The organism is Sphingomonas cavernae, assembly GCF_003590775.1.
Classification (GTDB): domain Bacteria; phylum Pseudomonadota; class Alphaproteobacteria; order Sphingomonadales; family Sphingomonadaceae; genus Sphingobium_A; species Sphingobium_A cavernae.
Genome location: NZ_QYUM01000003.1, coordinates 579,876 through 592,377 on the forward strand (window position 1 = coordinate 579,876; position 12,502 = coordinate 592,377).

A 12,502-nucleotide genomic window follows, 5' to 3' on the forward strand; every position below is an offset into this window, starting at 1 on the left:
GCCGCCGACACGAGGAGAGGACCGCGCCGATGTTGAAAAATGCAGTCACGACGACACTGGCCGCCATGGCGCTGGCCACGGGCGCGCCCGCGATTGCCGCGGACTATCAGCGCGCGAGCTTTGGCACCTTGCCCGATGGCCGTGCGGTAGAGGCGGTGACGCTGACCAACGGCAACGGCGTCTCTGCGCGCGTGATCGCCTATGGCGCGACGCTGCAGGCGCTCGAAATGCCCGACCGCGAAGGGCGCAAGGCCGATGTGCTGCTCGGCTATCCGACGCTCGACGGCTATGTCGAGAAACGCGACTATTTCGGCTCCACCGTCGGCCGCTTCGCCAACCGCATCGCGGGGGGCAAATTCTCGCTCGACGGCAAGCAATACCAGACGACGCTGAACGAGGGCGCCAACGCGCTGCACGGCGGCATCGCGGGCTTTGATAAGGTGCTGTGGGACGTCGTCAGGGTCACGAGGGGCAAGGCGGCAAGCGTTACGCTGCGCTATGTCAGTCCCGACGGCGATCAGGGCTATCCCGGCAAGCTCACGGTCCTCGCGACCTATTCGCTGGACGAGGCGAACCAACTGACGATCGAGTACAGCGCAACGACCGACCGCTCCACCGTCGTCAACATCACCAACCACGCATACTGGAACCTTGCGGGCGAAGGTTCACCGGCGGGCGCGATGGGGCATGTCCTCACCATCCCCGCGGACCATTTCACTCCCGTCAATGTCACGCTGATCCCGACGGGCGAGCTGAAAGCGGTGGAGGGAACGCCCTTCGATTTCCGCAAGCCAATGGTGGTGGGCGCGCGCGTCCGCGATACGCGCGACGAGCAGATCGTCTTTGGACGCGGCTATGATCACAATTTCGTGATTAGCAAGGCGCCGGTGGCGAAGCCCCAACTGATGGCGCAGGTTTCGGATCCGGTGTCGGGCCGCGCCTTCGAGATCTGGTCGAACCAGCCGGGCTTGCAATTCTATTCGGGCAATTTCCTCGACGGCAAGGTCGTCGGCAAATCGGGGCAGGCCTATCGGCAGGGCGATACGGTCGTCTTCGAACCGCAGCTCTTCCCCGACGCGCCCAACCAGTCCGCATTCGCGTCGTCGCGGCTCGATCCGGGTCAGACCTATCGCAACACTATCATCTATCGCCTGTCCACCGGGCAGCGCTGAAGCCGTACGCATAAAACATCAGGGAGGATACGATGAACGTCGCACGTCCATTCATATACGCGCTGGTCGCAGGCGCGAGCCTGTTGGCCATGACGCCCGCGCATGCGCGCGAGATCTGGAGCAAGGAGCAGGCGAACGGCTGGTACGACAAGCAGCCCTGGCTGGTCGGTGCCAACTACAATCCGTCGAGCGCCATCAACCAGCTCGAGATGTGGCAGGGCGACACCTTCGATCCAAAGCGGATCGATCAGGAACTTGGCTGGGCGCAGGCGATGGGCATGAACACGATGCGCGTCTATCTCCACAACATGCTGTGGGAGCAGGACGCCAAGGGACTGAAGCAGCGCATCAACCAGTTCCTCGAGATCGCAGCGCGGCACAACATCAAGCCGATGTTCGTGCTATTCGATAGCTGTTGGGACCCTGAACCGAAACTTGGCCCCCAGCATCCGCCCATTCCCGGGGTGCATAATTCTGGGTGGGTCCAGGCGCCGGGCCGCGCGCGGCTCGAGGACAAATCGCAATATCCCAAGCTGCGCGCCTATGTGGAGGACGTGGTCGGCAGCTTCGCCAAGGACCAGCGCATCCTCGCCTGGGACGTCTGGAACGAACCGAGCAACAGCGGCGGCGGCAACTATCCCCAGCATGTCGGCAAGCAGAAGCTGGTTGAGGAACTGCTTGACGACGTCTTTGCCTGGGCGCGCGACAAGAATCCCGTCCAGCCGCTGACGAGCGGCGTGTGGGAGCATGACGACTGGTCGTCGATGGACAGGCTGGATGCGATCGAGAAGATCCAGATCAGCCAATCCGATGTCATCTCGTTCCATGACTATAGCTGGCCGGAGACCTTCGAGCGTCGTGTGAAGCAGTTGCAGGGCTATGGCCGGCCGATCCTGTGCACCGAATATATGGCGCGCGGCAACGGCTCGACCTTCGACGGCTCGATGCCGATCGGCAAACGCCACAATGTCGCGATGATCAACTGGGGCTTTGTCGATGGCAAATCGCAGACGCGCATGCCTTGGGACAGCTGGAAGAAACCCTACACCTATGACGAGCCGACCATCTGGTTCCATGAGGTCCTGCGCACCGACGGCACGCCATATCGCAAGGCGGAAGTTGACCTGATCCGTTCACTGACCTCGGCGCCCAAGGGAGTCGTGCCCGAGCGCTGAGGCTTTCGTCGCGATTCCCTGGAGGGGGGCAGGATATTATCGCCCCGTGGAGGCAACGGCGGTGGCGATGCGGCCATCTTGCTCCCGATAATTATCATACAAATAATACTTGTCAGATATGGGGCGTTGTGCTCTTGTGGCGTGGAAGCTGGAACTCCAGCGCATCTGAATCGTGGGAGGAGGGGAAATGTCGTTGAAGAAGCGGATTCTGTATTCGGGCTCGCTGCTGGCCTTGCTCGCAGGCGCGCAAGGCGCATATGCGCAGGAAGGCACCGCTGACGAACCGCAGGCCGACGAGATCATCGTCACTGGTCAGCGCGCGAGCCTGGAGGCGGCGAAGGAACTCAAGCGCAATTCGGACCAGGTGATAGAGGCGATCGTTGCCGACGATATCGGCAAATTCCCGGACACGACCGTCGCAGCAGCGCTGCAGCGCGTGCCCGGCGTCCAGGTCGTCAACGGCTTCAACAACGAGATTGAAAGCCCGCTCATTCGCGGCATCGGCGATATCCTGACGACGCTTGACGGACGCGAGATTTTCACCGGTGTCGGCCGCGGCTTTGCATTTCAGGATCTGCCCGCGGAAGCGCTGGCGGGCGCCGATGTCTACAAGTCGAATTCAGCGAACCTCATCGAGGGCGGTGTCGCGGGCGTCATCAATCTCAAGCTGCAAAAGCCCTTCAACTTTGAGGACGGCACCACGATCGCTGCTAACGTACGCGGCCTGTATGGAACCGAAGTCGAAAAACTGAGCTGGACCGCCGGCGCGCTGGTGTCGCATCGTTGGGAAGGTTCGGGCGGTGAGTTCGGCGTGCTGCTGGACGCGTCCTATTCCGACCAGCACTTCAACCGGCCGATCTCGTTCAACTGCGATCCCCGATCGGCAAACCACGGGCCTCCGGGCGCTACAAACCTCGTCCTGCCAACCTGCGTCGGCGGCCTCACCGATACCGGCAGCTATCAGCGGCCGCAGGTCAATGCAGCCTTTCAGTGGCGCCCGACGCCTGAACTGGAGTTCTATCTTGACGGCCTCTTCGCCGGATATCGCGCGAAATTTGGCACATATTTCATCTTCTCCGACATCTTCGGGGCGCAGAGCATCACCAACGCTCAGGGAACGGATGAATGCTTTTCGGCGCGGGTCGATGGCGCGGGTTTTCGCGGCCGCCTCCCTACGCCGACCGACCCCGGTGATCCGATCGAAAATCTCTGCTTCGGCAGCTCGGCCACATTCAACAATGTGGCGGGCCTGACCAGCACTCAGGCCAAGACGGGCAAGACCGACACCTTCGTGTTCGGCGGCGGCACGCGCTACAACAGCGACGCGGTCCATATCGATCTCGACCTGTCCTATGTGAAATCGAAGAACAGCAACCGCAACATCATCGTCGACATCCGCAAGCAGATCGACACGGTAAACATCCAGGTCGACGACAATGGCCATGGCACCACCGACATGCCTGGCGATCCGCTTGGCGATCCCGCTGGCTTCCCCCTTGCGAACAGCCTGTTCCAGGACATCAACAAATCGGACAGCTCGCTGTTCGCGGTCAAGGTCGATGGAGCCTATGATCTGGACAGCTTCGTCAGCCAACTCCAGTTCGGCATGCGCTATGGCGATCGCAGTGCGCACTTCCGGTCCAATGCGCCCGGCGGGCCGCCCGCGCCCAACACGCCCGTTGCTTCGGCGGGGCTGCCGTCCGACTTCCTCATCCTTTCACCCGCGTCGATCCCGTTCATCAACGGTGGCGCGCGCTGGTACACGCCCGACGCGGACTATCTGCGCAACAACACCGACGACCTGCGCGTCCTCTACGGCGGCACCGCCGGCGATCCGCCCTTCGATCCGGCGCGCAACTATGACGCAAGCGAGAAAACCTATGCGGTTTACGGGCAAGCCAAATACGAGTTCGAGCTCGGTGGCGGCATCACCGTCGACGGCCTTGTCGGCGCGCGCCTGACCCGCACCGATCGCACGATTTCGGGCACAGGCCTCGTAAGGCCCGCTCCGACGCCGGCCAATCCCAACCCGCCGGCGGTGTTGACCCCCGTCACGCGCAGCAGCAGCGACAGCGATATCCTGCCCAATGCCAGTGCGCGCGTGCGTCTGATGCCCGAGCTGCAGCTTCGCTTCACCTATGCAAAGACGATCGCGCAGCCCCTTTTCGGGAATCTCAATCCCGGCCTGACCTATCAGGTGCCGATCAACGCCAATATCCGGCCCAACGGCAGCGGCGGCAATCCCGACCTGCGTCCGCAAAAATCGGACGCCTTTGACGCAACGCTCGAATATTATTTCGGCCGCAGCAGCTATATCTCGGCGGCGCTATACTATCGCAAGATCAAGGATCGCATCGTGATCGGCTCTGCTGAGGAAGAGATCGATGGGATCTTCTACAATATCAGCCGCCCACGCAATCTCGGTCGGGCGAAGCTGAAGGGGATCGAGCTTAGTTCGCAGGTCTTCTTCGACTTCCTCCCCGAGGGCTTCGATGGTCTGGGCATGATGGCGAATTTCACGCTGGCCGACAGTGAGGTCACGGCGTCCGACGACGAACTTCAGGGCGCGCCGCTGCTCGGCGTGTCCAAATACAGCTACAATATCGGCGGTCTGTACGAGAAATACGGCTTCACCGCGCGCGTCGTTTACACATGGCGCTCGGGCTATGACGAGTTTCAGTTCGGCGGCAACGGGTTGCTGGCCCCCGGCGATGGTCCCTGGTTTAACAAGGTCAAGGCCAATGGCCGGCTCGATTTCTCGGTATCGTACGACATCACCCCCCAGATCGCGGTCAGCGTCGATGGCGTGAACGTCCTGGGCGGGAAGTATCTCAGCTATTTCGATACCAAGGGCTTCCCGCACGACATCCGTGTCGACGACACGTTTTACGGAATGAGTGTGCGCGCGAAGTTCTGAATATCGGTGGCCGGCGCGCGTCGCGAGCTCCGGTCATCCTCTCCCCCGGCGGAAAGATATTCCGCCTTTGTTGCGCGGATGGGTTTTCCCCGTCCGCGCATTTTTTTCGGACGCGACGATGTGGACTTGGCCGAACGCGGCGCGCTTCGATCGGGCGTGATCGTGCAACTGCGTCCTATGGACGCCAGCCCGCGCATTGGGCCGAACTGCTTCAATATTGTCGGTGGTCGCCTTTCGCTGGGGAGGCGCCGTGATCCGGTTTCGTCAAGAAAAATGCCCTAGCTCGCGGTGCCGGGCGTTTCCGACGTCTCGATCAGGTCGATCACATCGCCGATGAGCCGTTCCATCGCGGCACGCGCGCCCATGATGTCGCGGGCGACGATCGCGTCGCGCACTGCGGCATGCTCGACGATATTGGCGGTACGCCCGGCGATCCGGTTGGTGAAGCGGATCGATGTTCTGAGCGCAGTGCTGACGACGTCGCGGAACTGCGCGTAAAAGGGATTCCCGGAGGCGCGCAGGATGGCGACGTGAAACGCGATATCGGCCTCAAGAGGATCGTCCAGGCCTTCCTCGGCGGCTTCCATGCGCTGCAAACCTGCAGAAATGGCCTGAAGCTCGTTGTCGGTCGCGCGCGCTGCCGCGAGTGCCGCAGCCTGCGGTTCGATAGCGATCCTGAGCTCGCTGAACTGCCGAAGAAGGTCGATCGAGAATTTCCGCTCGAGCAGCCATTTCAGCACGTCGGTATCGAACAGGTTCCACGCGCTCACCGGTTGGATGATCGTGCCCTGGCGCGGTCGCGCGCTGAGTAGTCCCTTGGCGGTGAGCATCTTCACCGCCTCGCGCGTCACCGAACGGCTGATGCTGTGCTGCTTGGCGAGCTCGGCCTCGGTGGGAAAGGCTTTGCCGTCATACGCGCCGATCACGATTGAGCGCCCCAGCGTGTCGAGCAGGCCGTGGGTGAGATTGCGGCCAAGCTGCGTGCGCATATCCGTCGGATCGCCGTCAACCACCACTTGTCCTCCCACCCTTTGGCAAAGATTCGTAATCAATATTTCCTTGGCCGCGATTGCCCGACAGTTTCCTTGAAGGGAAGCCGCCACGAAGCAAGGCCATTTCAAATCTGATCTTACAGCAACTGATTAGGTGGACAAGTCTGATCAATCATATAAATGGTTCGAGGTGTGATGTAGGCTGCTCGCGGAACAAAGGTGGAGCGGGGCTGCACGCCGAGGGAGGATGACTATGAAACTGGCCACGATCGACCTGATCGTAGTGTGCGTTTACGCGATCGGGATTTTCGGCCTTGCCCAATGGGTTTCGCGGGACAAGCGGGGTCATCAGAAGGATTCCACCGACTATTTCCTCGCATCCAAGGCGCTGCCCTGGTGGGCAATCGGCGCCTCGCTCATCGCGGCGAACATCTCGGCCGAACAGATTGTAGGAATGTCGGGCTCGGGCTACGCGATCGGGCTTGCTATCGCGTCCTATGAATGGATGGCTGCGCTGACATTGCTGATCGTGGGCAAGTTCTTCCTTCCGATCTTCCTGCGCAACGAAATATACACCATGCCCCAGTTTCTGGAGCAGCGTTACGGTCCGTCGATCCGTACATTGATGGCAATCTTCTGGCTTATCCTCTATGTGTTTGTGAACCTCACATCGATCATCTGGCTCGGCTCGATCGCTGTCAATCAGGTCGCAGGGGTCGATCAGGACGTCGCGCTGGTCGCGCTGGGAGCGTTCGCGCTGCTCTATCAGCTCTATGGGGGCTTGAAGGCGGTCGCGCTGACCGACATTGTCCAGGTGACGCTGCTTGTGCTCGGCGGTCTGCTGGTGTCGGGGCTCACGCTCAGCAAGATCGGCGGCGATGCCGGCATCCTTGGCGGCTTTCAGATCCTTACCGCGCGCGCCCCTGATCATTTCGACATGATCCTCACCCCCGAAAATCCGTTCTACAAGGATCTGCCGGGCCTCTCGGTGCTGATCGGGGGAATGTGGATCGCCAATCTGAGCTATTGGGGCTTTAATCAGTATATCATCCAGCGTGCGCTGGCCGCGAAAAACCTCTCCGAGGCGCAGAAGGGCGTCGTGTTCGCTGCGTTTCTGAAGCTGCTTATGCCGGTGATCATCGTACTGCCGGGCATCGCGGCGTTGATGCTCGCGCCCGATCTTGCCAAGCCCGATCAGGCCTATCCGACGATGATGCGCCTGCTGCCCAGCGGCATCCTTGGCCTGGTGTTTGCTGCGCTCATCGCCGCCATCATCGCGTCGACCGCGTCCAAGATCAATTCGATCGCAACGATTTTCACGCTCGATCTCTACGCCAAGTTCCGTCGGCAGCCGAGCGCGGAAGATCAAGCAAGCGCCCGGAGCGAGAAGCAACTAGTTTTCGTCGGACGGTGCGCAGCCGCGGTCTCGATCGTCATCGCGACGATCGTCGCGCGTCCGTTGCTTGGAAAGTCCGATCAGGCGTTTCAGTTCATCCAGGAATTCACGGGCTTCTTCACGCCGGGGATTACCGTGATCTTCCTGCTCGGTCTGTTCTGGAAGAAGGCCAGCGAGGCGGGCGCGATCGCGGCCGCGGTGGCTTCCGTCGCGCTCTCCTATCTGTTGAAGACATGGTGGCCCGATCTGCCTTTTCTCGATCGGATGGGGGTCGTCTTCCTTGCAGCGCTCGCGCTGGCGGTAATCGCATCGCTCGCAAGGCCCGCGCGCGCGGAGCGGAACCTGATCACGACCGAGGGGGTGAGTTTCGTCACCTCGTCGAGCTTCAACATCGCGTCGGTCGGCGTCATCGCCATCCTCGTGGCGCTCTACGCAACCTGGTGGTGAAGATGGGCGATCGATCGTGACAGGCGAATTCATCGCGGTCGACTGGGGCACGACCAACCGGCGCGCCTATCTGATCGATGCGGCGGGCGCGGTGGTCGAAACCGTGCGCGACGATCGTGGCATATTGGCGGTGGGCGCAGGTGGTTTTGCCGCGGAGGCGGAAGCATTGCGCGCACGCTATGGCCGGCGACCGATGCTGATGGCGGGCATGGTCGGCTCCAATCGCGGCTGGCACGAGGTGCCCTATGTCGGCTGCCCGGCGACGATCGACGATCTGGCGCGCGCGGCGGTCTGGGTCGAGCCCGGTACAGTCGCGATTGTGCCTGGCGTCAGCACGTTTGCCGATGACCGTCCCGATGTGATGCGTGGCGAGGAGGTGCAACTGCTCGGCGCCGTTGCCGCCGCGATGACGCCCGACGACGCATTGCTGTGCCAGCCGGGCACGCACTGCAAATGGGCGTGGATCAAGGGTGGACGGATCGAGAATTTTACGACCGCGATGACGGGCGAACTGTTCGCGCTGCTCAAGGCGCACAGCCTGCTGGCCGCACAGCTCGATGGTCCCGTTGCCGCCAATGCCGAGTTCCTTGCGGGTGTCGAGGAAGCACGGCGTGGCGATCTTCTCGCGTCGCTCTTCGGCGTGCGCGCCGCGGCGGTGCTGGGGCAGGCGGCTGCCGGCCGGGGCGCCGCCTTCGTCAGCGGGCTTCTCATCGGTGCCGACGTGGCGGCGCGGTCGGGCGTTGCGGGCGGCGACATCTATCTGCTCGCCGATCCCGGCCTGGGTGCTCTCTACGGCGCCGCCATCAACGCCTGTGGCGGCGCGCCGCATCTGATTGACAGTCACGCCGCCTTCGTCGCGGGAATCGTCGAAATCTGGAGGAAATTGCCATGACCATCCTTGCTGATTTCAGGCGCGCGTTTGAAGCCTGTTCACTAGTTGCGATCCTGCGGGGCGTGCGGCCCGACGAGATCGACGCGATCGGCGATGTGCTTGTGGACAGCGGCTTCACGCTGATCGAGGTACCTCTCAATTCGCCGGATCCGTTGCGCAGCATCGAGACGCTCGCGAAGCGGATCGGCGATCGCGCGCTGGTGGGCGCGGGCACGGTGCTGGCGCCGGGCCAGGTGGATTCGGTGCGTAACGCGGGCGGGGGGCTGATCGTCTCGCCCAACACCAATGTCGAGGTGATCGCGAAGACCGTGCAGGACGGGCTGGTTTCGCTCCCCGGTTTCCAGACGGCAAGCGAGGCCTTTGCCGCGATCGATGCGGGCGCGCATGCGCTCAAGCTCTTTCCGGCCGAGGCCGCGAGCCCCCGGGTGCTTAAAGCATTGCGCGCGGTGGTTCCCGCCGCCATGCCCGTGCTTGCGGTGGGCGGGATCACGCCGGAAACGATGCACACGTGGACGGCGGCGGGGGCGACCGGCTTCGGCCTCGGCTCGGCGCTTTACAGCGCGGGCATCGATGCGGCGACCGTGCGCGCCAACGCGCTGGCATTCTTGACCGCCTTGCGCGCTGGGGCCTGACCGAAGGCCGGGCTTAGTTTCCCGAGGGGCGCGAAAGCGGTTCGTCCGGCCCGACCGGTTTGCCGAACACCGGCGCGCCCGCGGCGTCGAATTCGACCTTCTGGATGCGGGGCGAGCGCTTTGGCGTGCACTGCATGTCGGGGCCAGGATTGGCGTGGTAGATGATCCAGGTCTCTTTGCCGTCTGGCGAGGTAAAGAAGCCGTTGTGCCCGGGCGCATAGACGCCGTTCTCGGGCGCCTTGGCGAAGACCGGCTTCGGCGACTTCGTCCAAGCCCCCGCATCGAGCGGGTCGCTTCCCGCGGGCGCGCGGAGCAGGCCGAGTGCATAGTCGTCCGACCAGCAGGCACTTGCCGAATAACTCAGGAACAGGTCCCCCTTGGGGCCAGGCAGAAATTCGGGGCCTTCGAGGATCTGGCGGCCGCCTTGGCGTTCCCATTGCAGATCAGGACGCGCGATGATCGTCTCGTTGCCCGCAAGCGTCCAGGGATTGCTCATCCGTGCAATCGAGAGAACGCTGTCGGGGCCCACATAGGGCGAATAGACGAAATAGCGCTGCCCGCGATAGCTGAAGGTGGTGCCGTCGATGCCGGTGTGCTGCGTATTAATCCTGCCGCGGTCGATCCACGTACCCTCGAGCGGATCGTCAGCGCCGTTCTCCAGCACGAAGACGCCGCGATGCGCGTCATCGTCATGGCCGCTCTCGGCCGCCGTGTAATAGATATACCATTTGCCATCGATGCGATGAAGCTCGGGTGCCCAAATGGAGATCGCGTTGGGCCCCGTCTTCGGCGGCGTCCACACCGTCTTGCGCTGAGCATTGGCAAGGTCCGCAATGTCGCGCGTCTTCCAGATCGCGAGCGCGTTGCCCAGCGTGTGCATGTAGTAATATTGGTCGCCTTCGCGCGTGACCCAGGGGTCGGGTCCGGAATCGAGCAGCGGGTTTCGGAAATGGCCGGCCACCGGCCCGGCCTGCGCGTGCGCAACGGGCAGCGTGGTCGCGACGCTGGCGAAGGCGATGAGGGCGAGGGCGGATCGCGGAAGTCGCATGGTGATCACCTGTTCGGAAAGGCTGCGAGGATTGCGTCATATTGCTTGCGCGAGATCGCGATCATCGAGCCATGGCGAAGGCCCGCGGGCATCTCGTAGCGGTTCCACTCGGGAACGCCGCTGTTCCCCGACACCTGGTACCATGGTCCTTCGAGCCGCGGCGCCATCGAGAGGCCATAGCTCGTCCCCGCATATTGCTCGTAGTAGAGATACCAGTCGGCGCCGTTGGGCGCGCGGATGATCGTCGGTGCCTCCCGGAAATTGGGACTGAGCGGCGGACCGGGTTCGGGATAGGGGCCGAGCATATCCGGTGCGCAACTGATGCGGATCGTCTTGCCCGTCGTCCAGTTGTACGAGGGATAGCGTTCGTCCTTGATGATTGCGCAATAGCCCCCTTCGGGATTGGGCTGAACGATTGTGTCGATCGTGGCCATGTCCCAGGAAAACAGGCGCCGCGGCTGCTTGTCGAACCGGACAAGATCCTTCGACACCACATAGAGCGTGCGCTGGCTCGCCCAGTATCGTTCGGGATCCTCGTCCGACCCGGGCACATTGGGGGTGTGCCAGGTTAGCAGAAACTGCTTCGAGGGCTTGTCATAATAGAGCTTGGGCGCACCGATCCGTTGCAAGGCGTGTGGCTGGCCGACCGCCTTCCGGAGATTGGGGCGATAGGTACCGAAGGATTTCCAGTTGACGAGATCGTCGGAGACCCAGAAGCGGATTTCGGGATCGTCGTCACTCTTGTTGCCGACAAGATAATAGCGACCGTCACCACCTTGCGCGATCGACGCGTGCCCGTGATAATCGGCCGATACAGGCCGCCCGCCATTGACCTGGGTCCAGTGAAGTCCGTCAAGGCTGATCGAATAATAGAGGATGCCGTAGCGCTCCTTCGTCATGTGGGCGAGGAGATAGGCTGAATCACTTTCCGCAGCCGATTGCCCGGCCGGCGCCGCAATGGCCGATGATATCGCGCCCGTAGCCAGTACCAATAGCGCGAATCCGGCCACTCCCCTCAGCATAAGACATCCCTCCAATTATTATTTATCATATAAGTCATATACATTGGTTGTTGTCAAATGCGGCCAAAAATGTGCCATCCGTGAGTTCGGGATCGGCCCGCTCCATCACAGGGATAAGCTCACCGTATTCGTCGCTCACTGTTACTGTGAGCATCTCGAGATGATCGAAGAAGGATGCGTGGCTCTTTTCGGCGATCGCAAGCCGGCCGACACGCTCATCGGCGTAGCGACGCCCTCACCCGACCGGGCGCTGCTGGCAACGGCGGAACTGCACCCTCCTCACCATATACGGCCAGAGAAGCGCGCATGAAGCGGATATCCGAGGACACCCTTTCTTCAGCCGTGAGCCCTCGACCGAGACAGGGTCGAGGATAGCCGAAGCTGCAAATTACAGCGATATCGATGTTCGGGCGAGATGATGTTCGATTACGCGCCCTCACCGAACCTCGGTATAAACATATTCGTGCTGGCTATCCCGGATAGCCAGCGTCCGCGCCCCATCCCTGGTCAACAACGCGATGAGCAGCCGGACCTATGTCGACCTCGGCGCGCAGTTCAAGGTACAGGAGCGACTGACCTTCTCGGCCAACGTCAACAACCTGTTCGACGTCGCGCCGCCGCTCTCGACCGCGGGGCCGATCCACTATGACGCGATCGGCACCTATTTCTCGGTCGGTGCGCGGCTCAAGTTCTGACGGTTGCGCAGGGCCCCGCCGTCCGGCGGTGCCCCACGCTTTAGAAAAAGGGGCGGTGCGGAAACAGTCCGCACCGCCCCAAATTTTGATTCAGGAAAGTCTGCGTCGGATCGC

10 protein-coding genes are annotated in these 12,502 nt (G+C 62.2%); 7 read left to right on the plus strand and 3 right to left on the minus strand.

Annotated features, from left to right (window positions below):
• The first annotated feature begins 29 nt into the window (after window positions 1–29).
• From D3876_RS10435 to D3876_RS10445, 3 genes are all read left to right on the plus strand, one after another.
• On the plus strand, window positions 30–1,172 hold the full coding sequence (locus D3876_RS10435; protein ID WP_119763713.1) for an aldose epimerase family protein: 1,143 nt from the start codon (window positions 30–32) through the stop codon (window positions 1,170–1,172).
• A gap of 32 nt (window positions 1,173–1,204) precedes the next feature.
• Window positions 1,205–2,347 (plus strand): endo-1,4-beta-xylanase, encoded by a 1,143-nt coding sequence (locus D3876_RS10440; RefSeq protein WP_119761981.1) that lies wholly within the window; start codon window positions 1,205–1,207, stop codon window positions 2,345–2,347.
• Window positions 2,348–2,534: 187 nt separating this feature from the next.
• Window positions 2,535–5,264 carry a TonB-dependent receptor gene (locus D3876_RS10445; RefSeq protein WP_119761983.1) on the plus strand — a complete coding sequence of 910 codons (2,730 nt, stop codon included), beginning with the start codon at window positions 2,535–2,537 and terminating at the stop codon, window positions 5,262–5,264.
• A gap of 278 nt (window positions 5,265–5,542) precedes the next feature.
• Here the strand turns inward: D3876_RS10445 and D3876_RS10455 are convergent, their stop codons facing one another.
• Window positions 5,543–6,253: a FadR/GntR family transcriptional regulator gene (locus D3876_RS10455; protein ID WP_119763715.1), complete on the minus strand. Its 711-nt coding sequence runs from the start codon at window positions 6,251–6,253 to the stop codon at window positions 5,543–5,545.
• A 256-nt stretch (window positions 6,254–6,509) separates the two neighbouring features.
• On the opposite strand from D3876_RS10455, the gene D3876_RS10460 reads away from it, so the two are divergent.
• The 3 genes from D3876_RS10460 to D3876_RS10470 are packed head-to-tail and all read left to right on the plus strand — an operon-like array spanning window position 6,510 to window position 9,623.
• Complete coding sequence (locus D3876_RS10460; protein ID WP_119761986.1) at window positions 6,510–8,099, plus strand: sodium/sugar symporter; 1,590 nt, start codon at window positions 6,510–6,512, stop codon at window positions 8,097–8,099.
• Between the two features lie 16 nt (window positions 8,100–8,115).
• Window positions 8,116–8,991 (plus strand): 2-dehydro-3-deoxygalactonokinase, encoded by an 876-nt coding sequence (locus D3876_RS10465; RefSeq protein WP_119761988.1) that lies wholly within the window; start codon window positions 8,116–8,118, stop codon window positions 8,989–8,991.
• Window positions 8,988–9,623 carry a 2-dehydro-3-deoxy-6-phosphogalactonate aldolase gene (locus tag D3876_RS10470; RefSeq protein WP_119761990.1) on the plus strand — a complete coding sequence of 212 codons (636 nt, stop codon included), beginning with the start codon at window positions 8,988–8,990 and terminating at the stop codon, window positions 9,621–9,623. The genes D3876_RS10465 and D3876_RS10470 overlap by 4 nt, the downstream gene beginning before the upstream one ends.
• Window positions 9,624–9,636: 13 nt before the next feature.
• Here the strand turns inward: D3876_RS10470 and D3876_RS10475 are convergent, their stop codons facing one another.
• Together D3876_RS10475 and D3876_RS10480 are read right to left on the minus strand one after the other, a co-directional pair.
• Entirely contained in the window at window positions 9,637–10,671 is a 1,035-nt protein-coding gene (locus D3876_RS10475) for a glycoside hydrolase family 43 protein (RefSeq protein WP_119763717.1), read from the minus strand.
• A 5-nt stretch (window positions 10,672–10,676) separates the two neighbouring features.
• Complete coding sequence (locus D3876_RS10480) at window positions 10,677–11,693, minus strand: glycoside hydrolase family protein (RefSeq protein ID WP_119761992.1); 1,017 nt, start codon at window positions 11,691–11,693, stop codon at window positions 10,677–10,679.
• 518 nt (window positions 11,694–12,211) lie between these two features.
• On the opposite strand from D3876_RS10480, the gene D3876_RS10485 reads away from it, so the two are divergent.
• Window positions 12,212–12,388 carry a TonB-dependent receptor gene (locus D3876_RS10485; RefSeq protein ID WP_119761993.1) on the plus strand — a complete coding sequence of 59 codons (177 nt, stop codon included), beginning with the start codon at window positions 12,212–12,214 and terminating at the stop codon, window positions 12,386–12,388.
• Window positions 12,389–12,502 lie beyond the last annotated feature (114 nt).

What these genes read in the sequence shown, in the direction of transcription:
- D3876_RS10435 (WP_119763713.1), top strand. Translation starts at nt 30, where the DNA reads ATGTTGAAAAATGCAGTCACGACGACACTGGCCGCCATGGCGCTGGCC.
- D3876_RS10485 (WP_119761993.1), top strand. Translation starts at nt 12,212, where the DNA reads ATGAGCAGCCGGACCTATGTCGACCTCGGCGCGCAGTTCAAGGTACAG.
- D3876_RS10475 (WP_119763717.1), bottom strand. Translation starts at nt 10,671, where the DNA reads ATGCGACTTCCGCGATCCGCCCTCGCCCTCATCGCCTTCGCCAGCGTC.
- D3876_RS10455 (WP_119763715.1), bottom strand. Translation starts at nt 6,253, where the DNA reads ATGCGCACGCAGCTTGGCCGCAATCTCACCCACGGCCTGCTCGACACG.
- D3876_RS10445 (WP_119761983.1), top strand. Translation starts at nt 2,535, where the DNA reads ATGTCGTTGAAGAAGCGGATTCTGTATTCGGGCTCGCTGCTGGCCTTG.
- D3876_RS10480 (WP_119761992.1), bottom strand. Translation starts at nt 11,693, where the DNA reads ATGCTGAGGGGAGTGGCCGGATTCGCGCTATTGGTACTGGCTACGGGC.
- D3876_RS10440 (WP_119761981.1), top strand. Translation starts at nt 1,205, where the DNA reads ATGAACGTCGCACGTCCATTCATATACGCGCTGGTCGCAGGCGCGAGC.
- D3876_RS10470 (WP_119761990.1), top strand. Translation starts at nt 8,988, where the DNA reads ATGACCATCCTTGCTGATTTCAGGCGCGCGTTTGAAGCCTGTTCACTA.
- D3876_RS10460 (WP_119761986.1), top strand. Translation starts at nt 6,510, where the DNA reads ATGAAACTGGCCACGATCGACCTGATCGTAGTGTGCGTTTACGCGATC.